The organism is Niveibacterium terrae (assembly GCF_048213115.1).
Taxonomy (GTDB): Bacteria; Pseudomonadota; Gammaproteobacteria; order Burkholderiales; family Rhodocyclaceae; genus Niveibacterium; species Niveibacterium terrae.
On sequence record NZ_CP172404.1, the window covers coordinates 1,630,299 to 1,652,942 of the forward strand.

Consider the following 22,644-nt stretch of genomic DNA (forward strand, 5'->3'; position numbering starts at 1 on the left):
CCAGTCCGTCATTGATTTTCTCCGTCGCGCAATTGGATCAGCGGATTGATGGTGTCATTGACGCGTTGCCAGTGCGCATTGGTGTCGATCTCCGACCAGGCGAGATCGGGGATCAGAGGGCAGAACACCGCGTGCTGACGCGCCGCTGCGACCAGAGCCTGTTCGTATTCCATTTTCGGTTCTGTTCCGGAAACGCTTCGCGCGTGTTCGAGCATCTGCTGGTAGCAGGGCTGGGAAATCCGGCTGATCCCGACCAGTTCGCCGGCCAGCTCGCCGATGTCGCTGCGCTTCTTCGATAACTGTTTCAGGAAGCCCCCAGGGGCTTCGGCATAAACTTCGTCACCGGAATGAGTCGTCCCCGAGAGCAAAAGCACATTGGCCTGAGCTTGCTCGGATAGCACGCTCAGGGCACGCCGTTCATAGACCAGATCGGACTCGAAGAGCCAGAAATCGCCGCTCAGCATCTCCCGTGCGCAAGCGAGTGAGCCCATGCTCCCCGTGCTGGCGTAAGCGCGATTGTGGATCAGGCGGATGATTCCCGGATAGGACAGTGCGAGTTCCCGGTAGAAGTGGGCAAGGTGACCCGTGACAATCACGATGTCGCGAATTCCCGAAGCCAGGATCTTTTCGATCGACGCCACGATGATCGGGCCGTCGCCAAATTCGATGAAGCCTTTGGGCCGCAGCTGGCCCTGCTCTCCAAAGCGCAGTCCCTGACCTGCGGCCAGGATCACGGCGCTCGACGGGATTGCGCTCATCCGAGCACCTCGGTGAGTGCGTTCATCAGGCTGAGCATGTCTTCCTCGCCGATCTCTCCCATCGTTGCGATGCGGAAGATTCTGGCCTGCAGCGGGCCCTGGCCGGCATAGATCGTGAAACCGCGCTTCTTCAAACCATCATGCAGCGGGGTATAGGATTTCCCCTCAGGGTAGAGATAGGATCTGAGCATGCTGCTGGCCCCTTCGGCGAGAAGCGGCTGCGCGCCAAGCCGGGCGAGCCGGGTGGCGATCCGCGCCGAGCGCTGCCGATAGACTTCGCGGCGCGCGGACCAGGATCCGGAGTCCAGAAGTTCGTCGAGTGCTGCGTCAAGGGCCATGAAGCCTTGTACGGCCTGCGTGAAGGGGGACCATCCGGATCTCTGATCGCGATAGTAGCGGAGCAGGTCGAAGTAGAGCGTCGTGGCCTGGGTTTGCGAATGTTCCAGTGTTTCCCGGCGGGCCATCACGAATGACACGCCCGGAACGCCGTGCAGGCATTTGTTTGCGGTCGAGGCGATGGCCAGCGGATTCCAGACTTCGAAATCCAGCCACTCCGCACCGAAGCTGCTGACCGCGTCGATCATCAGCTCGATCTGGCGTTCCGCGCAGAGCTTGGCGATCGCGGACAGCTCGTTGAGCCTGCCCGTCGTCGTCTCATGGTGGACGACCGCTAGGTGGCTGATGTCCGGGTGCTCGGCGAGCAAACGTTCGACACTCTCCAGCTCGATCGGACTCTCCCAGGAACCGGTCAGCCCGATGCACGGTTTTCCCTGCCGTGTGAGCATGTCGAGCATCCTTTCGCCGTAGACCCCATTGGCGACGACCAGGGTTGTGCTGTTTCTGGGGGCGAAAGTGGAGAGCATCGCTTCGACCGCGCCGCTGCCCGACGCGGTCAGCAGAACCGCCGCATGGGTTTGCGCCGCGCCCCGATAGACGGACTCCAGTTTTTCGAGAATGGCTTTGGTTAGCGCAGCGAACTCCGGTTCGCGGTGACAGAGATCTTCCGCCTGCAATGCGCGCCTGACCTTCGCGGACAGGCTTACCGGGCCGGGGTTGAGCAGGATCATCGGGTTTCCCTCGGGAGTGCGGCGAGGTGATTGCGCAGGCGCTCAGTGACCTCGACGGGGGTGATTGCGGGGCGCGGGAGGTTTTCAGGCACACCCGGCGCGATCAGGGCGCGGATGAAGACTGGCCCGGCCTTCCGCGCTTGCAGCTGCGCTTCAAGGGCTTCGGTTCCGCTCACCGTGAGCGCGCGAGGATAGGCGCAAGCCGAAGCGATGCAGGCCAGGCGGATGCCTCCGCTGACCGTCTGCTGTCCTCCCGTCGATTCGTGCTGTCCGTTATCGAGCAGGATGTGCACGAGATTGGGTGGTGCAGCATGACCAATCGCCGCCAGGGCGCCCAGGCGCATCAGCAGGGCTCCGTCGCCATCGAGCGCGATGACTCTCAGATCCGGTCTGGCCAAGGCAAGCCCCAGGGCAAGGCTTGAGACGCAGCCCATCGCGCCGACCAGATAGAGCTGGTTGCGGCGATCGTCGAGCGCATACAGCTCGCGCCCGGTGTAGCCTGTCGTTGCCAGCACGATGTCGCGTACTCCGGCATTTTTTTGCAGAGCACGCAGCATCGCGCCACGCGTAGCTGTCGGGGATTGCGTGCAGTCGTCGGCTTCGGCAGAGAGTGGGCGCAGCGTCGCGCTGTGCGCGGCGGGCACGGCGACAGGGGCAACGCTTGCCTTGCGCATCACCAGGCAGAACGGACGCCGCTCGGTGAGCATCCAGGCTTTCGCCTCATTGAGACAGCTCTCGATCCGGGTTTCGTCGGTCGGGAAATAGCGCCACGGGATCTGCAGTGTCTCCAGCAGCCGCGTCGTGATCGCCCCCATCAATTCATGCTGTGGCTCGTCGTGGCCGCCCTCCGGATCGCCGCGCAAGCTGACGATCAGCAGCAGCGGAATCCGGTGCGTGTGGGTCAGCGAACTCAGAGGATTTACCGCATTGCCCAGACCCGAGTTCTGGCACATCACAACAGCCAGCTCGCCCCCGAGTTCGAAGCCCGCCGCGATCGCGACGGCATCACCTTCGTTGCTGGCCGGGATGTAGCGCAGGCCGGGGTCACCGATCGCTTGGTTGATCAGAGGCTGAAGGTAGGAGCAGGGCACGCCTGTCCACAGCGAAAAGCCGAGTCTGCGTGCGGCCCGGGTGAAGGATTCGGCCGCGATCATCAGAAACTCCCCGCGCTGGCGACGTCTTCAGGGCTGTCAATGTCCAGCCAGTGCCCGGTGGTGTAGACAACGCGTACAGGCAGGCCTCGCTCGACCAGCGTATTGATCAAGTCGGGCAGGGAACCCTTTCTGCGCGTGTGGGCAGAACTCAGCATCTGATCGAGAATGTCGCGGACCTGGCCCTGGCTTGCGGGGCCGATCCGGAAAAAGCCCATCCATTCGCCATGGATCTCGTCTTCCCGGAGTTCCGTCGCGTCCCCCAGCCGCTGCAGGTGAACCGCTTCGCTGTAATGGAGGCGCGAATAGGAGCGGGAACACCGGGCATAGTCGGCAACGCGATTGAGGTTTGCGCTCTCCCGCCACTGGGTGTCGATCATCACGACCAGGTCATCGCTGACTTCATTGAGAATGTCCGGGACATGCTTGCGAAACAGCACGTCGCCATAGGAAACGATGATGCCATTCGTCCGGTCGGCGAGCCTTTTCAGCCCCTTTTGCAGTGAGACCAGCTCTCCCGATGTCTCGAACTCGTCGTTGTCGACATAATCGAGGCTGGGCAGATCGACCCTCTCCTTGCAGTAACCGCGCACCACCGTGATGTCCCTGATTCCGGCCTGGTTGTAAGCGGCTGCGATATGGGAGAGCACAGGTTTTCCTCCCACCGGAATCATCGTTTTCGGAAGACTCTTCGTCAGATCTCCCAGCTCTACCCCCCGCGATGCGGCCAGCACCAGCGCTGAGGGCTTCTGCCTGGAGCTGGGCAGGTAGCGTCTTTCGGCTTCGTCCAGGGCGTCCGCGCCCTGCAGGCGGAAAATCTCGGAAACCGGAGCGATGCCGGACTCGATCCGGATGAGCTCCTGATCCTTGTAGAGCGCACGGGCGGTTTTCTGCATCGCGGTCACCGAGCTGCGCAGGATGTGATTGGCCCATATCACCATCGAAACCTGGTTGGCCCGGAACACGTCGGTGGGGGTCGCATAGTATTTCGTCGGAACGATGACGACCGGGCTGCGGTTTGCCCATTCCTTCGTGAAGGCCAGGATCTCGTCGGGCGTGCTCAGGGCGCTGTGGATCAGAATCGCATCTGCGCCCGCTGCGCGATAAGCCTCGGCGCGGCGAACCGCCTCGTCCAGCCCCCAGCCGGCGATGAAGGCTTCGACCCGGGCGACGATGCAGAAGTCAGGGTCGGTCTGTGCGTCCTTGCCCGCCTTGATCTTTCCGGCGAACTCTTCGATATCCGCCAGAGGTTGGCGCTTGCCCGAGATGAAGCTGTTGGTCTTGGGGAAAAGTTTGTCTTCCAGGCAGACCGCGGCGACATCCCGCTGTTCCAGTTTCCTGACCAAGCGTTGAACGTTGTTAAAATTGCCGTAGCCAGTGTCCCCATCCAGCATGATCGGTATGGCACTCGCATCCGACATAAATTCCACGACATCGAGCACCTGAGTCCAGCTCGCCTCGTTGTTGTCGCGAACGCCGAGTTGCGCGGATATCCCCAGCCCGCTTGCCCATATTCCCTTAAAGCCAGCTTCTTCGACGATCTTCGCGCTTAGGCCGCTGTGCGCCTCGCAGATGAATTCAAGTTCCCCCGAGAGCAGCATCTGTTTGAACTGGCGGGTTTTCCTCATGTAAGCCTCTTGTAATTGCGATTGCGAGTCGGCTCAACCGTCGAGCTTGCTCGGCCATCGGGGACTCTCTCAGTGGAAACCTTACCCGCGACTGATCGCGGGCAAATTCGGAACAGCGGGAGAAATAAGAGGCTTTTCAGCTTTCAGGGGGATCATCCCGCTTCGACGCGGTTCTTGCCGGCGCGCTTGGCGCGGTACATCGCCGCGTCGGCGCGTTCGACCGCTTTCTGGGGGGCTTCATCTGCAGCGATCTGGCTGACTCCGGCGCTGAACGTGATCAGCACCTTGCTGTTCTCGTGCAGGAAGAAGCGGCGAGTCAGCTCGCGCTGCAGGCGCTGGACGACGCCGAGCGCCGCGTCGACTTCAGTGCCGGGTAGCAGCAGCACGAACTCCTCGCCGCCGTAGCGGGCCACCGCGTCCTGCGGGCGCAAGGTGTCCTGGATTACGCGCGAGAGGTGGAGCAGCGCGCTGTCGCCTGCGCTGTGACCCAGCGTGTCGTTGAGCTGCTTGAAGTTGTCGACATCGAGCAGCGCAACGCAGAGCGGTTTGCCCGAGCGCTGGCCGCGGCCGACTTCGCGCTCCAGCGCCTCGTCGAGGCCTTTGCGGTTCAGCGCGCCGGTCAGCGGGTCGTGGCGGACGAGCTGGCTGGTCTCCTCCAGCTCCTGTTGCAGGCGGGCGATCTCGGCATTGGCCGCATCGACGCGCCCCTTCATGTCCTGGATTTCGCCGCGCGAGCGCTCGGCCCGATCCTGGATTGCGCGTGTCTCGCCGATCAGATCTCCGATCACTTCGGAGAGTTCGGAGATCGAGTTGGCTCGGGCGACCTGCTCGGCGTGGTGCTCGACCCGGGTCCGGTACTCGCCGGTCGAATCGTAGAAGTCGGACAGATGATCGACGAAGCCGCTCAGCATGTCTTTGAGCCGGCTCTGCGCTTCGGCGATGCTGCGCTTGAGCGTGCCCTGTTTCGCGATCACGCCGCGCAGACGGCGCGAGAGTTCGTCGAGGCTGTCGCGGCCGAGCGGCTGCTGCGTGATTTCGAGCACGCCCGAGAGCTGACCCTGCATCCAGCTGTCGTCGAGCAGCAGCTCGTTGATGTTCTCGACGATCAGGCGCAGCAGGTTCAGCAGCGCGGAGCGGATTCCGCTCTGGTCGTTGACGACCCAGCGCACCCTGTCCGCGAAGAGTTCCAGTTCGTGAGCCAGCGCTTCGGCGTCGAGCGCCTCGGCGGTGTTGCGCAGCGCAGCGGCGAAGCGCGCGGCTTCCTCGACCAGCGCCGGCGTGTCGACGAGAAGCGTGCCGATCGCTTCCTGCAGCAGATCGGCGAGGATGGGACGAAGCGGGTTCAGCGCCTCGGCGCCACTGACGGCGGGCCGGAGGGGCGAAGCCGGAGGCGCGTTGGGGGCGAGGAGAGGGGACGCTTGCGTCGCCGGACTCGCCGCGGACTCGGGTTGGCCTTCGACGAGCGAGATCGTCTCGGCGTCGGTATCGGCCGTCCAGCCACCGATCAGCGCCTGCAGACGGTTGAAGAGCTGCTGGGCGTCAGCTTGGCTCGAGCTGAGCACATGTTCGAGCGCTTCACGTTTGCGCGCCGGGCTGAAGTTCGCGTGGTGGCGTTCGAGCTGAGTCACCAGATCCTGGAGCAGCGCGGCCCAGGGAGGACTCGCCTCGGCACACTCCTGGAGCAGCTGCAGCATCCGTTCGTGGAAGGTTGGCCAGGACGAATCGGCAATCGCACCTTCAACGCGGCGTGCGATCCGCAGCTGCTCGGAACTCACGCGCGGGAGGCTGGCGGCGAAGGAGCGGAACTCGCGTTCGGGGAAATCGTCGTCGGGTGTGCTGCCGGCGATCTGAAAGTAGAGGCGGCGGAAGTTGTCCGGCGTAGGCGGAATCCGGTTCGTCGCGAGGCGGCGCAGGACGTCGCGGGCAATCTCGGAAGGGCTGCTGGGATTCGAGTCCATGATCGGTATGCGGTGTTGGGGCGTCTATTCGACCAGGCCGTGCTTGAGCGCGTAGTGGGTCAGCTCGGCGTTGTTCTTCAGTTTCATCTTTTCGAGCAGGCGGGCGCGATAGACGCTGACGGTCTTCACGCTCAGATTGAGTTCCTCGCCGATTCCGGTCAGGGTCTTGCCGGACGCGATCATGCACAGCGTCTGATACTCGCGATCGGAGAGCCGCTCATGAGGTGGCCTGTCGTCTTCGCCGATCGCCTCGGCCAGCTGTTCGGCGAGAGACGCGCTGATGTATTTCTTGCCGCTTGCGACCTGGCGGATCGCGCTGACCAGCAGCTCCGGCGCGCTGTGCTTGGAGAGATAGCCGGCGGCACCCGCCTTGAGCGCACGAATCGCATACTGGTCTTCGGGATACATCGACAGCATCAGCACCGGCAGTTTGGGCTGTTCCTTCTTGATCAGTTTGAGCGTGTCGATGCCGTTGCGGTCGGGCATGTTCACGTCCATCAGTACGACGTCGTAGTCGCCGCCGCGCGCCATCTGCAGCGCGCGCACGCCGTTTTCAGCCTCTCCGGCGACGCTCATGTCTTCAGTGTCGGCGAGAATCGCGCGCAGGCCTTGGCGGACGATCGCATGGTCGTCGGCGATCAGCACGCGGATCGTGGGAGGGTTCATCGCGTTTGTCTCAATCGTCATGATCAGTGATGCCGGGGGCTTGCCGTGGCACGCGCAGCAGCAGTTCGGTTCCGTGTGGGGTCTGCGGGCGGACGGCGACCGATCCACCCAGGCTGGCCGCGCGCTCGTTCATGCCGCGCAGGCCGAAGGAATGCGGTTTGGCGAGATCCCGGCGGTGTATGCCTATCCCGTCGTCGGAAACCTGGAGAACTATATCCTCTTCCTCCTGGATCAGTCGCACTTCGACGGCCTTGGCCTGGGCGTGCTTGAGCACATTGGTCAGCGCTTCCTGGAAGATCCGGAACACCGCGATCCCGGTGTCCTCGCCGGTTTCGATGTCGTGATCGGCGCAGAGGATGGCGCAGGGCAGGCCGAAGCGGTGGCTGAAGTCTTCGGCGTAGCTTTCGATCGCGGCCGCGAGGCCGAACTCCTTCAGGATGCCGGGGCGCAGCTCCCGTGCGACCCGGCCCGAGGTCGCGATCGCCTCGTCGGCCAGCTCGAGGATGTGCCCGGCCTTCGCCTTCAGCGCTGGATCATCCTTGCATCGGGATGCGAGCAGCGACAGCTCGATCTTGATGCCGACCAGAAGGCCGCCCAGCACGTCGTGGATGTCGCGGGCAATCCTCTCCCTCTCCTGTTCCTTGGCGCGTTGCAGGTGGCTCGAGAGCTCGGCGAGCCGGGTGCGGGAAGTGGCGAGCTCTTCCTGGGCCTGTCTGGACAGCGAGATGTTCCACATCACTCCATCCCACCGCGTCGATCCGTCACCGAGGCGGTGCGGCGTGCCGCGCACATTGATCCATTTGATATCGCCTTCCGGAACGCGGATCCGGCCTTCCCAGTTCAGCGTGCTCAGCCGGTCCGAGCATTCGGCCAGTTTGGCCAGCAGTGTGCTGCGATCCTCGGGGAGCACGGCCGAGAGCAGCAGCGAATCGCTGTCGGTCAGCGCGTGGGCGCTGTGCCCGAACAGCAGTTGGGCGCCTTCGCTCAGATAATCGAAGCTGAGGAAACCGTCGTCCTGGCGGCAGAGCTGGAAAGCCACGCCGGGGATGTTCTCGGCCAGCGCCGCGAAACGCGCTTCCTGGTCGCGCGCGGCGGCGATCGCAACTCTGCGTTCGCGGCGGATCCGCGCTTCGCGCAGCTCGCGTTCGACGGCCGGGATCAAGCGATCCAGCCTGTCCTTGCTCAGGTAGTCCTGGGCACCGGCGCGCATCGCGGCCGACGCTGTTTCATCGTCGATCGCGCCCGAAATGATCAGGAAGGGGACGTCCAGCCCTCGCGATTTGACGAGCTGCAGCGCCGCCTCGCCGGAGAAACCCGGCAGGCGGTAGTCGGAGAGCAGCAGATCCCATGGCCGTCTGGTCAGCGCCGCCTCGAGCTCTTCCCGCGTCTGGACCCGCTCCGACTCGACCGCGTAGCCGGCGCGCCGGAAGCGACTGATCAGCAGGTAGGCGTCGTCCTCGTTGTCTTCGATCAGCAGAATCGAGAGCGGCTCGCAGCCCATGGACATCCTCGCAGTAGAAGCGCCGGCGGCAGCCGGTGCCGCGCGATCCGTGAAAAGATAACATGCCGGGCTGATGTGCTTGCGCCATGGACTCAAATTAGACGCGGTTCGGGTATAATCCGCCGCCTGTGCCGGCATAGCTCAGTTGGTAGAGCAGTTGATTTGTAATCAGAAGGTCCCGGGTTCGATTCCTGGTGCCGGCACCAGCTTCAAATAAGGCCATTCAGGGCAGACAGAAAAGCGGGATTTGTCGCTCAAATAGGCATGTGTCGCTCAAATATCACCTTGTCGGAGTGGTGCGCTCGCCCTTCCTGCGGCGCGTGTAGCGCTCCGTAGTCCCTGATGTCGTGTGCCCGAGCAGCAGCTGTGCGGCGCGCACATCCTTTGCGGATTCACGCTTGTCTGTCCCGGCCTTGGCCCGAAGATCTCGGAATTGGATTCGCCGGAGCTTTTCGGCGACCTCGGAAAGCCCTCCCTCTTCCGCCTCTCTTGCTGCACCTTCCCGCGCCCGATCGAACCGGCACCGAAGCTGGTTTGCGGTCAGCCCCTGCCCAGACTCGTCGCAGAGCAGGTAGAGCGACCGAACGCCTGGCGTCTTCGCCTTCCGAGTCTTGATCCTCGACACCAGAGCGGACAGCTCTTCCGATAGCTCGATGACCAGCTTCGCCTTGGTCTTGCTTTGCGAGATCCGGATGCCGTCCTTCCCGATGTCCGTTTCGAGGATCTTTCGCAGGTCACCGGGACGCTGACCGAGTAGATAGGCAAGCTCGATCGCGTCGCGCAGCGGCTCGTCTGCGTTCTTGAGGATGCGGTCGAGCTCGTCGTCTTCGATGTAGAGATCCCGCCCTGACTCCCGGTTCTTCTTGATCCCTTCGCATGGGTTCTGCAGGTCGGTAACGCCTTGTGCGCGCGCCCAGTTCCACGCGGCAGACAGCCATGCGATTTCGCGATTCGCAGATGCCGCCCCGGTGCCGAGCTGCTTTCGCCCGCGCTTCTTTGCCTGCTCTGCGCTGTCTGCTGGACGCCACGCGAGATACTGAGCAACGTGCATAGGCCGAACGCCATGCAGCGGTGCGGGAGGGTCGCCGAAGAATCGGAGCAGGGGAGGGATAGCGGAGAGTATCCCTCGCTGCGTCTTTGCCGGCCTGGCGTTGAGCGTTGCAAGCTGCCACTTCGTCAGCAGCTCAGGGACGGTGACAGCAGGAGCGGACACGGTCTTGACGAGATCGGCATACCTGCGCAGCGCCTCGACGTAGTCCTTACCGAGCGACTGAGATCTTCGCGCCCCATCTGGACCGGTTCCGGCGTCGAGCGAATAGTAGGAGTGCTCCCCCCGGCGCTTTACCCTCATCCCAGGCGGAAGATTGAAATTGACAGTTGGCTTGCGGCCCACGGTGCTACCCCCTCAAGACCCTCGGTGCCCAGCCGGAATTGTCGTTCGCAGCCTGAGCCTCTTTGGCGCCAATCACCGCGGCGCGCGTGACAACGGGTCGTCCAATCGCATTGACGCGGAAAGGGACGAGCATTTCACGAAGCGCAGCGATCTGGAGCCGCCTGATTGCGCGGCCGGTCAGCTCGCGCAGCTCCCGGTCAGTCAAGAATAGATCTTCGCTCACGCCGCCTCCCTCATAACAGCTTCCATTTCGATCGCAATCTGCTCGGTCGTCACCGCCGATGCCAGCTCTTTGACGGTCAGCTTAACGAGCACATCCTCGGCGCGCCGGATCTCCGAGAGCGCCGCGTCGATCTCTTGCGTCGTGACGAGCTCACCGGCCTCGATCTTCGACTGGATCCGCCGCATGGCCGCAGTGCTGAGCCCGGGCGAAAGCCGGCCGATCATCCCGACGAAGCCGGAAATGCAGTAGTCGATCCGAACCCAGTCGTCGCCGTCGTGCAGGCGGGTAACCGGGAAGCCGTTGGCGGCCGGCGCGAAGCCGGTGCGCATCTGACCGAAGCATTCGCGCATCGGAGCGAGCCAGGTGCGGGCCTGGCGGCGGGTGACTCGGGCGCTCATGCCGCTTCCTTTTTTTCTCCATTGGCGATCACCCAATGCCATCGACCATCTACTCGTGCGACCCCGACAGAGTTTTTGATAGGACAGCGCACCCACGTCAGCGGGCCGCCTTTAGGGTGCTCTAGTTGCGCCCCAGGATCTCCGCCTACCGATACAAACGTAGCGCGTGGAGCGCTGTGCAGAAGGTCTAGCGTCAGCCATTCTTTCTGCCTTCTGTAAGGTTTCAGCTCCGGACCGATGTTCATGCCGCCTCCTTCCCGCCGAACAGACCTTGCGCCGCGGCGCGCGTGCGCATCAGCTCCCAGCCGTTCCACATGGCACGTACCTCTGGCCAGCGATAGACGCCAGCGCTGGTCGTCTTGGTGTCGTAGCCCCGGCGCTTCATTTCCCACTCGAACGCATCTCGCCCGTCGAGCCAGGCCGTTTCGCGAATCTCGTTCTCTCGCTCGCGCCTGGCCGCTTCGACGAGATCGCGAGCGCGGCGCAGATCCATTTCGGAGTGGCCGTCTTTGTTCGCCCAGCCCATGATGCGGATGATTTCGCGGTCGTTCATGCTGCTTCCCCTTGCTCGAACAGATCGCCGTTCGGCGTTTTCGGAACCCGGCGCGGCAGGCCGTGCTTTGCGAAAAACTCCTTGCGCGCCGTCAGCCATGCCTTGTAGGGCCACATTGACCGCTTCCCGAACGGGTACGCCGCATCAATGTCCTTGGCGATCTGGTCGGGCGTTTTCCCGTCCATGACGCCCTGAATACGGGTCTTGTCCATCACGACCCATGCTTCGTCTCCCCAGGTCATGTTGATTTGTCCTCCAAATGCTTGATCACGCGGTTCAGGAGCTCGAACGGGATCTTTGCTGCCGTCTGATTCGCTGACTTGCGCCGGCCGTGGGCGCGGAGCTGGGTCGCGAGGTCGGCGGCTTGCTGCTGGGTTGGGGTCATACCGTCACCTCGCCCGGCTCTGCAAAGCGCCACTCGCGGTAGTTCAAATGCCAGCCTGCCGTCTCGCTGTCGAACAGACGCCATTCCGGGTCTCTGTCCGTCCTGATTGCCTCCCGGAAGACCGCCGTTTCTTCTCCGAGCCAGAGCAGCGTCAGCGCGGACTCGCTCCACCAGTTCGGCCCGCCTTCGCGCCCGATGATCGTGTCGCCGATGTTCAGGCCCATTTCCCGGCATGCGGCGGCGGCGTTGCGGTTCGTGGGTTTCATCATTCCGGTCACGCTGTTTCCTCCGTTTCCTCGTCGCACTCGTACTCGTGCCGGTAGCCCTTGAGCAGCCGGCCAAAGGCGGCGGCTGTCGTCACGCGCAGATTGGTCTTACCGAACACCTTGCCGTCCGGGTCGCGCCAGCGGCGAATGAAGAAGACGCGATCGATGAATTTTCCGGGCTTGTGCGTGCTGATCACCTCCAGCAGCATCTGTCCGTGGGCATCGGCGGCGTAGTCGTAGCCGAATCCATCTTCGATTTCTTCTCGGCTGCAGCCGGGGCGCCAGCCTTCATCGCTCTCAGGCATCCCGTGCTCATCAAACCCGGAGATGAAGCGATCCTGGACGAACGGATAGCGCACCTCGAACTTGTCGCCGGGCTGGAATTTGGTGCTCATCGCGCAGCCTCCCCGTGCTCCCGATCCCAGCAGATCACCTCGGCGATAGCTTCCGGGCCGTCGATCTTGATCTCCTGCGCATCGTCATCCGGGATCACGCCCATGGGCGTCGCCCCAAACGCGCAATCGATCCAGAAATACTCCAGCCAATCGCCCTCATCGCCGACGATCTTGCTGACTGCTTTGGTGTAGCCGCCTGACAGAGCTGAGACGGCCCCCGGGAGTGGCCCGTCGTAGTCGAGCCCTCCGAACAGATCCGCGGCCGCGTTGAGCTGCGCATCGGCGCCCTGTACGCGCTCCATCCACTCGCGGATTGCGGCGGTTACTTGCTCGCGGTTCAGCATTTTTCGCCCCCCCTCGCGCCACGGGCGCGGATTGCGTCGGCATCCGGGCCGTCCGGAAGCGGCATCCAGAGGTTCGGGCGACCCGTAGGAGAGACTTCCATGCTCGGCACGCGCCACCAGTCCCCCCCGTCCCGCGACGCTCCTATCCCGGCGCACCATCCAATGCGGGTTGCGTTCGCCCACCAGAGCAGGACGCGAGTCCCATCCTTCGGCGCCGTATCGATCGGCCGCCACGCTCCCCCCTTCCCGGCCAACTCTTCGATGATGTCTTCCGCCTCGCCGATGTTGCGGTCGCACTGGCCGCACATGGACCAGTGATCCGGCTTCTCGGGGATCTGATCGCTGATTTTCTTCACGAACTCCCGGAGACTTCCGGCTTCTGCGGCGAGTTCCCGGGCCTCGCGCAGCTCTTCTGCCTGCTGGGCTACGGCTGCAACGATCTGGTTCGGCGATGAGTCCAGCTCATTCAGGCCAGTTGCTTGGCAGATTTCTTGGGCCATCCGGATCAAGGACATTTTCTGAGCCTCGCCCATCGTCTCGCAGTTCTTCGTGCGCCCACGAAGAAGCCTGATTCCGCGGATCAGTTCGAGGACGGTGGCCGGGTTGGCGGCGGCGACGAATTCGGCATTGGCGCAAGACTCGCGCTCGCCTTTGACGATTCCAACTCCATTCCTGTACGGTGCGCGAAGTTCGGCCACCGGAGCGGCAAAATTCCCGAATACCGCTCGAACCAAACCGTAGCAAGAGTCCCACGGCCCCGGCGTCGCCGCCTTCGCTTTCGCTTCGAGATCGTCTAGGTCAAGCATGGGCGGCCTCCTTTTCCTTCGCTTCGTCGTAGGTCTTGATCCCCCAGGCCAGCGCGTAGCAGCACCAGACGAAGCTGTGCGTGAATTCGGTAAAGCTGTGATCCCAGAGGTCTTCAAAAAACCAACTGCGTCTTTTGTATCCGGCCGACCAACTGAATTCGTTGGCGGCGGTCATGGCCGCGTCGTTGTTGTCTCCGATGCGGCAAAGCACCTCGTCTTCAACGCTTTCCCAAAGCTCCCGCCGAGCCTCCTTATCAAGGATCCCCGAGCGCGCCGCTTCGCGAATCCAGTTAAGGCGGTACTCGCAGATGACGCTCCGGAACTTCTCCTCGCAGAATTCCTTTGCGGACGCGCGATCGCGGTTCCCATCCACGGCGACCAGCTTCTCGGACCAGTATCCGAGATTGATCCCGAGCCTGCCGCTGTTGTAGCTCCGATCCGTGCGGAAGAACTCGAACATGTCGGCCAGCCGTGAAAACACATAGCAGCCCATGTCGCCGGAGTAGGCGAGGTAGCCCGGCCACGTCACAAGGTCGAAGTGCATGCACATCGTTCCTGGCTCGCGGAATCGGATATGCCGGTACAGGCCGTCATCGCGCAGCACTTCCATGACGTGAGATTCAACGTCCTTCAGGAATCTTTCTTCGGTGCAAGCGCTCACAGCTTCACCCCCTTCGCAATATCCACGGCCGCAAAAATCAGCATCGCGGCGAAGCACATCAGGCACAAAGCGGATCTCGCTTTTTGGGTCAAGTCCTGAGCGGTAAGCACACAAACCAATAGACCAAGGATGTAGGTTTCGATGCTCACGATTGCGCCTCCTTCCCTTCGCCAGCCAGGATCACCATGTACCGGCCGCGCTCCGATCCATCCGCGTTCCAAGCCGTCCCTCCGTCGTCATCCGCCATCGGAATCCACGTTGGGCCAGAAACGGATGTCACGTCGATGATGCAAATGCCCTCATCTTCGAGCGGATGGCGGAACGAAGACTTGTCGATGCGCACCGGCTTGCGCCCGTGCCCCTGCTCGATCAGCTTGCCGAGCAGCTTGTGAAGGTGCTGGACTGTCATGCTCACGATTGCGCCTCCTTCCCGTCTTCCCTCGTGCAGCGCCGAACGCTGCTGCAGTAGGCCGGCGTGTCGCAGCAATTCAGCAAGCGATCAGATGCACTGGCGCGGTCCAGGCGCTCGATTTCGGCGAGGACCATCGCGCCGGCTTTGACGAGCTCACGGCGTCGATTACCTGTTTCTGGGAACCAGCCATCCGGGACGATGGCGACTCCAAACGTCGCGCCATAGCCGGTTTCCTCTGCCGGCCAGTCGCGCGCTCCGGGTGGCATCGCGTAGAAGCAAGCCATTGCGGCGAGCTCGTCGTTGATTTGCTGGTCGTCGATATCCGAATAACCGGCTTTTATCTGCCGCGCGCGCTCAGCCAGCACGTCGCGGGCGGCGGCGGTCATCGGAGAGGTCGCAGCGCCGGATAGGGCCTCTTCGAGCAGAGGCTGCACTCCGCGCGGATGGCAGATCGTCGCAGAGAACACCTTGCTGCGAATTCGATCGATTTCAGCATGCAGCCGCTCGACCTCGGCGGTCAGTCTGTCGCGCTCGCCGCGAAGCCGATCCGCGTCCGCGCCTAGGCATTTCGTGGCTTCATGCGCCGCGGTAAGCTCTATCGTCCGGATACGGAGTTCCTTCTCCAGCTCGGCCGCGCGGTCGGGCTGGTGCTCGGTGTAGAGCAGATGCTTTCCGCTATCCAAAAGCGCCATGCCGTTGAAGTTGTACGGGCCTTCGTGCCGGTCGATCACCTCGACCCACGCCACCGGTTCCGATGTCGGGATTCCGATTTCGCTCACGGCGCAATCCGGGCAGGGAACTCCGCCTTCGTCCGGGGCGTAAAAGCTGGGGCCGCCGATCATCCCGTGACCGCCGCAGGTGCTGCAGACAGGTTCCGCGCTCACGGCGGGTTGAGTGTTCGTGTTCTCGTTCATTTCTTCACCTCGACCCAGCGAGCGGGCTGCATGCTGCGATCGACTGTGATGACGCCGCGCTTGCGCAGTGCCTGGAGCCGGCCATCGACGACACGGAACGATTCGCGGCTCGTTGCTTTTGCGATCTGGCCCGCGATCTCGATAACGCTCGGGACGTATCCGGGATGCCAAGCGCTCTTGCGGATTGCCTCGAGGATTGCCGCGTCAAGCTCGGTGTAATCTGTTTTTGCTTTCATTTTTTTATCCCTTCGAATATCGCTTTCAGCGCAAGCAGCGTCGCCGCGCAGATCAGGTAGAGCATCAAATCGCGAAGGCGGCGCATCACTCTGCCCCGAAGATCTCGACCGCCCGTTGCTCGGGCAGGCCCATGGCGATTGCAACGCCGCGCGCGGTTGATGCGTCTTCGAAGCCGTTTTTGACGAGACAGATGCTTGCGTCGATGGCTTCGCGCAGCGGGAATTTGAAGCGCTTCGGCACCGGGTAATCGTCGATCCGCGGCGCGTATTCGTCGATCGCGCGGCGCAGCTGGGTATTCACGCGAGGGTCAGTCATGCCTGCTCCTTGATCTCTGCGAGTTGCTTGTTGATCTTGCGTATCCGATACTCGACTCGCTTGTATTCGCGATTTGCTTCCGCGTAAGCGACAAGATCGCCGGCCTTTGCCGCGACGCGCTTTGCGCGAAGCTGGGCGTTGTACTGCCGCTTGAAATCTTCGAGCTTTCCCGTGAGAGCCTTGATCGTCTGCTCTTCTTCCTCGGTCGCTCCGAGGAGTCGGACTCGTCTCGCGCCAACGATCGGCGCCGGCTGAAGCGTCAGGAGGTCAGCAAACATCGCAACCTCCTTTGCATTTGTGCCGCTTAGGGTGGTGGATCGTCCAAGGCCCAGTATTTGCCTGGACAAGATCGCCGATCGGGCGCTCGCGGCCGCATTTGCAACAAGTGCGGGCTATGCGCCCGTAGTTGTGCGCGGCGGCGTCATCCGAGCGGAAACGAAAACCGGCCTCTGCGGCCGGTGTGTTGAAGGCGATCATGCCGCTTTCCTTTCTTTCGCTCTTAGCCTGACGTGCTCTTCTTTGTGGTGCTTGTCGCAAAGCCACAAAACATCAAGAGGCCTTGAGTAATCATGATGATGGGCCTCGCTTTTTTTGTCGCCACAAATACAGCATGGCTGCTTAATCATTTTTCCGGATCGGATAGCGTTTGAAACTGCATAATGCGCAGATCGTCTTTGTGCATGTTTTTCCGTGTACTTTTTAACTGCTTTGTTGTGCGACACAGAAAACGCGTCAGTCCTCCTGTATTTTTTTCTAGCTTCAACCCTGTCCGGATTGTTGGCCCTGTTTCTGTCAAACTCTTTGTAATAGTCAGAGTTTGCCGCCCTATGTTCTTTTACGTGCAGCTTCCAGTGTTCTTTACAAAATGCGGATATGCTTTCGTAAAATTCGGCAGACTCTTTCGTTGCGCCGCATGTCTTGCATTTGTAGTTGCGCATAAAACGTCTCCCGATTAGAACGGAATTCCGTCGTCGTCGAAGTCCTGCATTCCGCCAGACTGCCCGCCGCCAGACGGCGCGCTTTGCTGCTGACGCGGCGCAGACTGCCTGGGCGCTTGCTGGGTGCCGTCACTCTGGCCGCCAAGCATCTGCATCTGATCGGCGCGGATCTCGGTCGTGTATTGGTCGTGCCCTTGCTTGTCCTGCCACTTGCGGGTTTGCAGGCGCCCCTCGATATAGACGGGGCGCCCCTTCTTCAGGTACTGGCCAGCGATCTCGGCGAGCTTTCCAAAGAACACGACGCGGTGCCATTCGGTCGCTTCACGCTTCTCGCCCGAGGTCTTGTCACGCCAAGAGTCGGTCGTCGCGATCCGGATGTTGCAGATCGCGTCACCGCTGGGCGCATAGCGGGTTTCGGGATCGGCTCCGAGGTTTCCGACGAGAATGACCTTGTTCACCGATGCCATCATTCGCTCCTTTCGCCGCCGAGCGCCGCGACAAGGCGGGGCAGGAAACGGGCGAGCTCTGCCGTCATCAGCACGAAGTCGACTTCGAAATGTTCTTCTCCTTCAGGCCCGCTCTTCTCGGCCTCTTCCTGGATCACGTCGAGGAAGGCGAGGCGCTTGACCTCCAGCCGATCAGTCAGGACGAAGCTGATCCGATCGTTGAATGTCATGCCCAGCCTGGTCGGGACCTTCCCGGCCGCGAGGTGGTTCGGGATCTCGTCGCCGTCCAGGGTGTGGTGGGCGTAGCGCACGGACGTGCTGCTGTCCTCGCACGAGTGCAGCTCGCAGTCGCGGTCGATCGAGAAACCGTCCGGCGCGTAGTCGCCCGCGAGCCAGTCAGCCATCGCCGACGACGGCGAGATCTCGGTGTCGAGCAGGCGCAGCGGCAGCTCGTCGAGCACTTCGCGCAGCGTCTCGATCACTTCATCGGCCTTCGCGGCGCTGGCCGCGTCGACGACGAGCCAGCCCGCCACCGGATCGATCCACGCAAAAGTCTTGCGCCGGCGCGGAAAGGCGCGCGGCAGCAGCTCCTGCATGACCGCCTCTTTGATCTCCTTGACCTGCTTGCGGTTTGGCTTGAAGCCCTGCTGAGCCTCGATATCCTCGGCCCGGTCGGCGGCGATCTGATTGACGACAGAGGCGGGGATGATCTTTTGCTCAGAGCGCAGCGCGATCAGCCATTGCTGGTTCGATGCGAGCACGGTTGCTCCGCCGCGCATCGGCGGGACGAAGCCGCGAGACGCAATGTCCTGCGACCCGCAGGACTGAAAAGGGCGCCGCGAAAGGCGCCCTGCAAGTTCGTCGGCGGAGAGCTTCAAGTCTCCGAGCCGGTAGAGCTGCAGGTTTTTGAACCACATCACGCGGCCTCCTTGAATTGCTGGGCGGATTCGATGGTTTTGATCAGCGCGGAGCAGATGCGCGCGAAATCGGACTTTCGGTAGAGCACCGCGGCGCGCTTCCTGCCACAGGGCTCTACCCCGAGCGATGCGATGCCGTCTTTTGAGAGCGAGATCGGCGCGAGCCGGGCATTGATCTGGCCGAGCGTGACAGTCGCTCCGGTATCGGTCGGCGCGGAGATCGGCGCGGAGATCGGTTCGACCCGGGCGTCCGGAGCGGCTGCGGGTCGCTCGGCCCGCTCCGGGCGTGCTTCTGCGAGCAGATTTTTTTCTGGTTCTGCTCGAGCTATCTGCTTTGCCTCAGCCTCAGCCCGGGCCCGCTCTTCTGCGCGGATCCTTTTCGCTTCTTCCTCGGCTTTCGCGGCCGCCTCGCGTTCAGCCTTGACGCGTTCTTCGACTTGGATGCGCGCGCGCTCCGCTTCGAGTCGCGCAGCTTCTTGACGCTCGAACTCGGCAACGCGAGTGCTGATCACCGCGGCGAGGTCGTCGGGCGCTTTCATGACGAGCTGCGCCATGTCTGCAAACAGGTGCCGGTTGCCGGCCGCCTCGATTGTCTTTGCGTTCGCGCGCACCTTTTCGGCCAGTTCATTCGCGCGGATCTTCGCGCTTGCGAGCTCTGTATCGGCTGCGTTTTTGATGCTGTCGATCGACTTCAGTCCTTTGATGGCCCCGGCGAAATCGGCCGGGATCTCGATCGCGAATCCGACAGACTCGGCCAGCGCCCGGACGTGATCGGTGAGCTTTCCTCGCGCCGCCGTCACGATCTCGGTCTTGCGGTTTTCCTTCTCGGCCTTTACCAGCTTTTCGAGCGAGAGCCGAGTCGTGCGCGCCAGGTCGTGATAGAGATCGGCCTGCCGCTGCATTTCGGCGACGGCGGAGATCTGCTCCAGCGCGCCGGATTTGGCGTTCTTGAGCGCGTCCTCTGCTTTTGATAGAGCCTTGATCGCGGCTTCTGCATCGGCAAAGTCCTGATCCGTCTCGGGCTTCTGCTTGATCCCGCCGATGAATGATTTCAGCCGCTCACCGAAGGTCTTGAGGTTGTCCTGGACGGCCAGCGAGCCTTGAACCTGGACGACGACTGCCGGCAGCGCCTCGATCGGCGCGGCCTCGGCTTTGACGGTCCTGGCTTCCGGCTCGAAGGTCTTGAGGTCTTCGGCGAACTGCTTCCAGCCGGCAAGAACTTGGGCGCGGCGCTCGGGGCGCGAGACATACCAGAAATGGAAGCTGTTCGCGCTCGTTCCGTCGCTCGTCATGAACAGCACACGGTCCAGCCCAGCGACGATCATCTGGTGCTCGCACTGCGGCCAGTGTGTGTCGGGCAAGTCGCCGTTCATCACGCACTCGGCGAGGCCCTTGTTCAGGAGCTTGTGCTCCCAAATTGCATCTTCGAGCATCGTGATGCCGTCGAAGCTGGCCAGCAGCTGCAGTCCTTCAACTTCGAGAACCCCTGTCGCAGGGAACAGCTCTTCGCCGATGATCCTCTCGGCGATCGGCCTGGCCCGTGCTTCCGTCTCGTGGCCCCGGCCGAAAAGCATTTGAGTCCCGGCATCGACTTCCGGAACGATGCCGGTTTTCTTCTGCGCGAGCAGGTCGGAGCGGCTCGTGTGCTTCGAGAAGCCCAGCATGGCCGGCGCTTCGGACGCCGTGAAGTATTGAGAGCGGGCCGCCAGCCATTCGGTCGAGCCCTGCACGAGGTTAAGCGTCAGCATTTTCTTCCCCGGTGATTTCGATAGAGCGGATCTGTTCAAGCTGGTCTGCGCTCAGCGTGTATTTGCTCGACACGGTGGCGATGATCTGATCGGCCGACTTTTTCCCCGCCGACACAGCGGCCGCCCATTTCGGGAATGACGAGTCGAAGTCGCTGCTCGGGTAACTCGGTTTTTCTGTTGCTTTCGGCGAATCGTCAGCATCGAACCAGTCCCCGGGGGCACTCATTCCGTCGCGCAGGCTCGCGTAGATCTTTTTGAGCCCGACGACCTGAGCCGGAGTTATCGATTCGATCCGGCGTTGAATGCGCGTTTCGAGCTGCTGCTTTGTCACATCGAACTCGGCAAACGCGGCAACCATCTTCTGCATTGCCTCAGGGCTCGTATCGGCCTTCGATTTCATCGTCAAATCCGCCTGGGTCATGGCTTCTTCGACGACGTCTCCTGGAAGAATCGACAGCAGGCAGGCGCGGACGCGGCGCTGCGCCATGTTCGCGACAAGCTCGTAGATTTCCCGCTCGTCGGTGAGCTGATATCCGCCCTTTTTTGTGTCACGCCAGTGCCGAACAATGAACTTCAGCGGCTTTCTGGCGAGCGTCTCGACATCCCAGGCGTAGGCTTCGACTTCCGAGTACGGGACGCCGTCAAACCCGAGGCCGCGCGAGTTTTCTGTGAAGCCGAACTCGATATTTCCCCACTGCTGAGCGATCGCCTCAGCGGCCCTGATCGACGGTCCGGAAACGTCCGTTCCGCCCTTGCTGTACTGGTACTGCGAAACCTCGGCGAGGCGAGGGCGGCTGAACGCGTTTTTGATGCGATCGACCGCCGCAATCTGGTCGCGCGGGAAGCGCTTCGCCATCACGACGGCTGCTTGAACCTCGGCGATCGCGCGTTGCTCCGACTGAGAGCCGGAAACCGTTTGTGCGCGGCTCGTGACAGCCCCCAGCGCGCTCGTTGTGATCTCGTTCATGATTCCCTCATTTGTTCGCCGTCAGATAGACGGCGTTTTCGGTTTGAATTTGCTCGTCCAGCGAGTAGCCGACGAAGGCGCCGTAGGCGAGCGTGAATGCCACGCACCCAGCCCAGATCAGGGCGGTCTTTGCGTGCTTCATTTCTCTTCCTCGACTTTCGAGAAGGTCGCGCCGGGCGACTCGATGCGTTGCCAGGACTCGGCGTTTTTGATCGCTTCGCGCGTCGAATTCGCTTCGACAAGCGCGATGTAGAGCGTCTTGTCTTTTGCCATGAAGGTCACGCGGTACTTTTTCACGCTGCCCTCCTGTAGATCTCGCGCTCGATCAGCGCTTCGGCGCGGTCGTCTTCTGCCTGCTGGTCCAGCGTCCGCAAGCAAAGCGATTCGAGCTCGTCTCGTTCTTCGCGGGAGAGCTTCACGTCGTCGCCGTCTTCGTCCTCGGCGCGAATGATCTCGAACTCGGGCGGGCAGGGCGGCTCGAAGAAGCTGCCGCGATACCCGGAAGTCGCGAAGCCAGTCACCTCCAGCGCGCGGCCATTCCAGTCCACACAGACGGTTACCCGCATGTGAGCCTCCAGTTTTGTTGGGTGCGAGTCGCGCTCTATGCGGGGCGCGATCGCGGAGATTCCCGCCGCATCGGGTTTTTCACGCTGGACGAATTGCCCGGAAATGTCGTTCAGGGTTCGCGGCCCCTGAGCGGGCGGGGCAAGGCTTGACGCTCATTGCGAGCGCATTCGTCCGGACCATGCCTCTGCGCTTCTAGAGGCTCGGAGCCCCCGCCTATCTATTCAGGCGGCAGCGCAGAAGCGCGCGCAGTAGCCGGTGACCTCGTCCCGGAAAATCGGGCGGAAGTCGATCGTTTCAGTGTTGTTCTTGAGCGCGCCATGCGTCGCGCACTCTCCGCGCTGCTCGCACTTGTAGCCGGCGAGCGTTTCGCCAGCGCAAGCGATCTTGATGACCGGCCGCGCGAGGCTCTTGATTTCGGAAAGGTTGCTCATTTCGTTCCTTTCGAATGGTCTGCGCACTCGTTAAATGCGCAGGCTCTTCGGGGCTCTATTCCCTCTGAGCCCGTTCGGAGTTCTTCTGCATCGATCCTTGTGTCGGTCTTCTGCGCTTGCTGCCTGGTGCAGTAGGGTGGGGTCCAGCTCGCGGCCATGTTCCGCCCCCGCATTCCGATCAGTCCGGGTCGATTGGTTGCTGCCGGCGTTGTCATCGGAGCCCCGGCAAGGACTCCCAGCGCGTTCGTGTCTTACCCGGTAAACCGGGATGCGCTGCGTATCCAATAGGTTGTGAAAGAGCTGCAGACCTGCCGTTGGTGTTGCTTGCGGCGCGTGGTGCTGCGTTGAAGTGAAGGTTAGCCCGGTGCTAAGCATTAAGTCAATAGCAAGTTGCTAAGTTTTCGTCGTAGACACAAAAAAGCCCGCACGGGGCGGGCTTGGGTGGGTTGCGGAAGGAGGCGGGTCTACTGCACTCTTGATCCATCCCTGCTGGGTGCCGATGCTTTGGCAGAGGGCTTCTTACTTGATGAACCCTTCACCGGCGGAGTGCGCGATTTTTCATCTTTCATTTCGCGTATGGTTTTCCGGGTAAGCAACAC

Annotated in this window: 32 protein-coding genes, 1 tRNA gene and 1 pseudogene; 1 reads left to right on the forward strand and 33 read right to left on the reverse strand. The window is 62.3% G+C overall.

Annotated features, from left to right (window positions below):
- Positions 1-446: 446 nt before the first annotated feature.
- The 7 genes and pseudogenes from ACHFB9_RS07430 to ACHFB9_RS07460 form a co-directional block, all read right to left on the reverse strand.
- Positions 447-758 (reverse strand): annotated as a pseudogene (locus ACHFB9_RS07430) (NTP transferase domain-containing protein); the annotation flags it as partial.
- Entirely contained in the window at positions 755-1,825 is a 1,071-nt protein-coding gene (locus ACHFB9_RS07435) for an aminotransferase class V-fold PLP-dependent enzyme (RefSeq protein WP_417070732.1), read from the reverse strand. The pseudogene ACHFB9_RS07430 and the gene ACHFB9_RS07435, both read right to left, overlap by 4 nt.
- Positions 1,822-2,979, reverse strand: a complete 1,158-nt coding sequence (gene aepY, locus ACHFB9_RS07440; protein WP_417070734.1) for a phosphonopyruvate decarboxylase — start codon at positions 2,977-2,979, stop codon at positions 1,822-1,824. Before aepY ends, ACHFB9_RS07435 begins: the two co-directional genes overlap by 4 nt.
- Positions 2,979-4,604: a phosphoenolpyruvate mutase gene (aepX, locus tag ACHFB9_RS07445; RefSeq protein WP_417070736.1), complete on the reverse strand. Its 1,626-nt coding sequence runs from the start codon at positions 4,602-4,604 to the stop codon at positions 2,979-2,981. Before aepX ends, aepY begins: the two co-directional genes overlap by 1 nt.
- Positions 4,605-4,756: 152 nt before the next feature.
- Positions 4,757-6,562 (reverse strand): GGDEF domain-containing protein, encoded by a 1,806-nt coding sequence (locus ACHFB9_RS07450; RefSeq protein ID WP_417070738.1) that lies wholly within the window; start codon positions 6,560-6,562, stop codon positions 4,757-4,759.
- A 24-nt stretch (positions 6,563-6,586) separates the two neighbouring features.
- Positions 6,587-7,228, reverse strand: a complete 642-nt coding sequence (locus tag ACHFB9_RS07455; protein WP_417070740.1) for a response regulator — start codon at positions 7,226-7,228, stop codon at positions 6,587-6,589.
- Positions 7,229-7,238: 10 nt separating this feature from the next.
- Positions 7,239-8,729, reverse strand: a complete 1,491-nt coding sequence (locus tag ACHFB9_RS07460) for a response regulator (protein ID WP_417070742.1) — start codon at positions 8,727-8,729, stop codon at positions 7,239-7,241.
- A 130-nt stretch (positions 8,730-8,859) separates the two neighbouring features.
- Between ACHFB9_RS07460 and ACHFB9_RS07465 the strand changes: the two genes are divergently transcribed.
- Positions 8,860-8,935 (forward strand) — tRNA-Thr (locus tag ACHFB9_RS07465).
- A 74-nt stretch (positions 8,936-9,009) separates the two neighbouring features.
- On the opposite strand, the gene ACHFB9_RS07470 is transcribed toward ACHFB9_RS07465, so the two are convergent.
- From ACHFB9_RS07470 to ACHFB9_RS07595, 26 genes are all read right to left on the reverse strand, one after another.
- A complete protein-coding gene (locus ACHFB9_RS07470; protein ID WP_417070744.1) occupies positions 9,010-10,122 on the reverse strand; it encodes a tyrosine-type recombinase/integrase in 1,113 nt (370 codons plus the stop codon).
- A gap of 4 nt (positions 10,123-10,126) precedes the next feature.
- Positions 10,127-10,345 (reverse strand): DUF4224 domain-containing protein, encoded by a 219-nt coding sequence (locus ACHFB9_RS07475; RefSeq protein ID WP_417070746.1) that lies wholly within the window; start codon positions 10,343-10,345, stop codon positions 10,127-10,129.
- Positions 10,342-10,743, reverse strand: a complete 402-nt coding sequence (locus tag ACHFB9_RS07480; RefSeq protein ID WP_417070748.1) for a hypothetical protein — start codon at positions 10,741-10,743, stop codon at positions 10,342-10,344. The genes ACHFB9_RS07475 and ACHFB9_RS07480 overlap by 4 nt, the downstream gene beginning before the upstream one ends.
- 241 nt (positions 10,744-10,984) lie before the next feature.
- Complete coding sequence (locus ACHFB9_RS07485) at positions 10,985-11,296, reverse strand: hypothetical protein (RefSeq protein ID WP_417070750.1); 312 nt, start codon at positions 11,294-11,296, stop codon at positions 10,985-10,987.
- Positions 11,293-11,538, reverse strand: a complete 246-nt coding sequence (locus ACHFB9_RS07490; protein WP_417070752.1) for a hypothetical protein — start codon at positions 11,536-11,538, stop codon at positions 11,293-11,295. The genes ACHFB9_RS07485 and ACHFB9_RS07490 overlap by 4 nt, the downstream gene beginning before the upstream one ends.
- Entirely contained in the window at positions 11,535-11,681 is a 147-nt protein-coding gene (locus ACHFB9_RS07495; RefSeq protein WP_417070753.1) for a hypothetical protein, read from the reverse strand. The genes ACHFB9_RS07490 and ACHFB9_RS07495 overlap by 4 nt, the downstream gene beginning before the upstream one ends.
- On the reverse strand, positions 11,678-11,959 hold the full coding sequence (locus tag ACHFB9_RS07500) for a hypothetical protein (RefSeq protein ID WP_417070755.1): 282 nt from the start codon (positions 11,957-11,959) through the stop codon (positions 11,678-11,680). Before ACHFB9_RS07500 ends, ACHFB9_RS07495 begins: the two co-directional genes overlap by 4 nt.
- A complete protein-coding gene (locus tag ACHFB9_RS07505; RefSeq protein ID WP_417070757.1) occupies positions 11,956-12,342 on the reverse strand; it encodes a hypothetical protein in 387 nt (128 codons plus the stop codon). Before ACHFB9_RS07505 ends, ACHFB9_RS07500 begins: the two co-directional genes overlap by 4 nt.
- Positions 12,339-12,686: a hypothetical protein gene (locus ACHFB9_RS07510; RefSeq protein WP_417070758.1), complete on the reverse strand. Its 348-nt coding sequence runs from the start codon at positions 12,684-12,686 to the stop codon at positions 12,339-12,341. Before ACHFB9_RS07510 ends, ACHFB9_RS07505 begins: the two co-directional genes overlap by 4 nt.
- The gene (locus ACHFB9_RS07515; RefSeq protein WP_417070760.1) at positions 12,680-13,384 is read right to left on the reverse strand and encodes a hypothetical protein; all 705 of its coding nucleotides are present in this window, start codon (positions 13,382-13,384) and stop codon (positions 12,680-12,682) included. Before ACHFB9_RS07515 ends, ACHFB9_RS07510 begins: the two co-directional genes overlap by 7 nt.
- A 100-nt stretch (positions 13,385-13,484) precedes the next feature.
- On the reverse strand, positions 13,485-14,102 hold the full coding sequence (locus ACHFB9_RS07520; protein WP_417070762.1) for a hypothetical protein: 618 nt from the start codon (positions 14,100-14,102) through the stop codon (positions 13,485-13,487).
- A gap of 47 nt (positions 14,103-14,149) precedes the next feature.
- On the reverse strand, positions 14,150-14,302 hold the full coding sequence (locus ACHFB9_RS07525) for a hypothetical protein (protein WP_417070764.1): 153 nt from the start codon (positions 14,300-14,302) through the stop codon (positions 14,150-14,152).
- A complete protein-coding gene (locus ACHFB9_RS07530) occupies positions 14,299-14,568 on the reverse strand; it encodes a hypothetical protein (RefSeq protein WP_417070765.1) in 270 nt (89 codons plus the stop codon). Before ACHFB9_RS07530 ends, ACHFB9_RS07525 begins: the two co-directional genes overlap by 4 nt.
- A complete protein-coding gene (locus tag ACHFB9_RS07535; protein ID WP_417070767.1) occupies positions 14,565-15,479 on the reverse strand; it encodes a hypothetical protein in 915 nt (304 codons plus the stop codon). Before ACHFB9_RS07535 ends, ACHFB9_RS07530 begins: the two co-directional genes overlap by 4 nt.
- Positions 15,476-15,715: a hypothetical protein gene (locus ACHFB9_RS07540; protein ID WP_417070769.1), complete on the reverse strand. Its 240-nt coding sequence runs from the start codon at positions 15,713-15,715 to the stop codon at positions 15,476-15,478. The genes ACHFB9_RS07535 and ACHFB9_RS07540 overlap by 4 nt, the downstream gene beginning before the upstream one ends.
- An 85-nt stretch (positions 15,716-15,800) precedes the next feature.
- Entirely contained in the window at positions 15,801-16,031 is a 231-nt protein-coding gene (locus tag ACHFB9_RS07545; protein WP_417070771.1) for a hypothetical protein, read from the reverse strand.
- Positions 16,028-16,309 (reverse strand): hypothetical protein, encoded by a 282-nt coding sequence (locus ACHFB9_RS07550; RefSeq protein ID WP_417070773.1) that lies wholly within the window; start codon positions 16,307-16,309, stop codon positions 16,028-16,030. Before ACHFB9_RS07550 ends, ACHFB9_RS07545 begins: the two co-directional genes overlap by 4 nt.
- Positions 16,310-16,504: 195 nt before the next feature.
- Positions 16,505-16,969, reverse strand: coding sequence for a hypothetical protein (locus ACHFB9_RS07555; protein WP_417070775.1), 465 nt, complete (start codon positions 16,967-16,969; stop codon positions 16,505-16,507).
- Between the two features lie 14 nt (positions 16,970-16,983).
- Positions 16,984-17,436, reverse strand: coding sequence for a single-stranded DNA-binding protein (gene ssb, locus ACHFB9_RS07560; RefSeq protein WP_417070777.1), 453 nt, complete (start codon positions 17,434-17,436; stop codon positions 16,984-16,986).
- Complete coding sequence (locus ACHFB9_RS07565; RefSeq protein ID WP_417070778.1) at positions 17,436-18,332, reverse strand: recombination-associated protein RdgC; 897 nt, start codon at positions 18,330-18,332, stop codon at positions 17,436-17,438. The genes ssb and ACHFB9_RS07565 overlap by 1 nt, the downstream gene beginning before the upstream one ends.
- On the reverse strand, positions 18,332-20,080 hold the full coding sequence (locus tag ACHFB9_RS07570) for a YqaJ viral recombinase family protein (RefSeq protein ID WP_417070780.1): 1,749 nt from the start codon (positions 20,078-20,080) through the stop codon (positions 18,332-18,334). The genes ACHFB9_RS07565 and ACHFB9_RS07570 overlap by 1 nt, the downstream gene beginning before the upstream one ends.
- Positions 20,067-21,047 (reverse strand): hypothetical protein, encoded by a 981-nt coding sequence (locus ACHFB9_RS07575; RefSeq protein ID WP_417070781.1) that lies wholly within the window; start codon positions 21,045-21,047, stop codon positions 20,067-20,069. The genes ACHFB9_RS07570 and ACHFB9_RS07575 overlap by 14 nt, the downstream gene beginning before the upstream one ends.
- A 7-nt stretch (positions 21,048-21,054) precedes the next feature.
- A complete protein-coding gene (locus ACHFB9_RS07580; protein WP_417070783.1) occupies positions 21,055-21,189 on the reverse strand; it encodes a hypothetical protein in 135 nt (44 codons plus the stop codon).
- Complete coding sequence (locus ACHFB9_RS07585) at positions 21,186-21,344, reverse strand: hypothetical protein (protein WP_417070785.1); 159 nt, start codon at positions 21,342-21,344, stop codon at positions 21,186-21,188. Before ACHFB9_RS07585 ends, ACHFB9_RS07580 begins: the two co-directional genes overlap by 4 nt.
- Positions 21,341-21,613 (reverse strand): hypothetical protein, encoded by a 273-nt coding sequence (locus ACHFB9_RS07590; protein ID WP_417070786.1) that lies wholly within the window; start codon positions 21,611-21,613, stop codon positions 21,341-21,343. The genes ACHFB9_RS07585 and ACHFB9_RS07590 overlap by 4 nt, the downstream gene beginning before the upstream one ends.
- A 222-nt stretch (positions 21,614-21,835) precedes the next feature.
- Positions 21,836-22,045, reverse strand: a complete 210-nt coding sequence (locus ACHFB9_RS07595) for a hypothetical protein (protein WP_417070788.1) — start codon at positions 22,043-22,045, stop codon at positions 21,836-21,838.
- Positions 22,046-22,644 lie beyond the last annotated feature (599 nt).

Coding starts and splice junctions, on each gene's coding strand:
- ACHFB9_RS07435 (WP_417070732.1), bottom strand. CDS start 1,825: ATGATCCTGCTCAACCCCGGCCCGGTAAGCCTGTCCGCGAAGGTCAGG.
- aepY (WP_417070734.1), bottom strand. CDS start 2,979: ATGATCGCGGCCGAATCCTTCACCCGGGCCGCACGCAGACTCGGCTTT.
- aepX (WP_417070736.1), bottom strand. CDS start 4,604: ATGAGGAAAACCCGCCAGTTCAAACAGATGCTGCTCTCGGGGGAACTT.
- ACHFB9_RS07450 (WP_417070738.1), bottom strand. CDS start 6,562: ATGGACTCGAATCCCAGCAGCCCTTCCGAGATTGCCCGCGACGTCCTG.
- ACHFB9_RS07455 (WP_417070740.1), bottom strand. CDS start 7,228: ATGAACCCTCCCACGATCCGCGTGCTGATCGCCGACGACCATGCGATC.
- ACHFB9_RS07460 (WP_417070742.1), bottom strand. CDS start 8,729: ATGGGCTGCGAGCCGCTCTCGATTCTGCTGATCGAAGACAACGAGGAC.
- ACHFB9_RS07480 (WP_417070748.1), bottom strand. CDS start 10,743: ATGAGCGCCCGAGTCACCCGCCGCCAGGCCCGCACCTGGCTCGCTCCG.
- ACHFB9_RS07485 (WP_417070750.1), bottom strand. CDS start 11,296: ATGAACGACCGCGAAATCATCCGCATCATGGGCTGGGCGAACAAAGAC.
- ACHFB9_RS07490 (WP_417070752.1), bottom strand. CDS start 11,538: ATGACCTGGGGAGACGAAGCATGGGTCGTGATGGACAAGACCCGTATT.
- ACHFB9_RS07495 (WP_417070753.1), bottom strand. CDS start 11,681: ATGACCCCAACCCAGCAGCAAGCCGCCGACCTCGCGACCCAGCTCCGC.
- ACHFB9_RS07505 (WP_417070757.1), bottom strand. CDS start 12,342: ATGAGCACCAAATTCCAGCCCGGCGACAAGTTCGAGGTGCGCTATCCG.
- ACHFB9_RS07510 (WP_417070758.1), bottom strand. CDS start 12,686: ATGCTGAACCGCGAGCAAGTAACCGCCGCAATCCGCGAGTGGATGGAG.
- ACHFB9_RS07520 (WP_417070762.1), bottom strand. CDS start 14,102: ATGGAAGTGCTGCGCGATGACGGCCTGTACCGGCATATCCGATTCCGC.
- ACHFB9_RS07535 (WP_417070767.1), bottom strand. CDS start 15,479: ATGAACGAGAACACGAACACTCAACCCGCCGTGAGCGCGGAACCTGTC.
- ACHFB9_RS07540 (WP_417070769.1), bottom strand. CDS start 15,715: ATGAAAGCAAAAACAGATTACACCGAGCTTGACGCGGCAATCCTCGAG.
- ACHFB9_RS07545 (WP_417070771.1), bottom strand. CDS start 16,031: ATGACTGACCCTCGCGTGAATACCCAGCTGCGCCGCGCGATCGACGAA.
- ACHFB9_RS07550 (WP_417070773.1), bottom strand. CDS start 16,309: ATGTTTGCTGACCTCCTGACGCTTCAGCCGGCGCCGATCGTTGGCGCG.
- ACHFB9_RS07555 (WP_417070775.1), bottom strand. CDS start 16,969: ATGCGCAACTACAAATGCAAGACATGCGGCGCAACGAAAGAGTCTGCC.
- ssb (WP_417070777.1), bottom strand. CDS start 17,436: ATGGCATCGGTGAACAAGGTCATTCTCGTCGGAAACCTCGGAGCCGAT.
- ACHFB9_RS07565 (WP_417070778.1), bottom strand. CDS start 18,332: ATGTGGTTCAAAAACCTGCAGCTCTACCGGCTCGGAGACTTGAAGCTC.
- ACHFB9_RS07570 (WP_417070780.1), bottom strand. CDS start 20,080: ATGCTGACGCTTAACCTCGTGCAGGGCTCGACCGAATGGCTGGCGGCC.
- ACHFB9_RS07575 (WP_417070781.1), bottom strand. CDS start 21,047: ATGAACGAGATCACAACGAGCGCGCTGGGGGCTGTCACGAGCCGCGCA.
- ACHFB9_RS07580 (WP_417070783.1), bottom strand. CDS start 21,189: ATGAAGCACGCAAAGACCGCCCTGATCTGGGCTGGGTGCGTGGCATTC.
- ACHFB9_RS07590 (WP_417070786.1), bottom strand. CDS start 21,613: ATGCGGGTAACCGTCTGTGTGGACTGGAATGGCCGCGCGCTGGAGGTG.
- ACHFB9_RS07595 (WP_417070788.1), bottom strand. CDS start 22,045: ATGAGCAACCTTTCCGAAATCAAGAGCCTCGCGCGGCCGGTCATCAAG.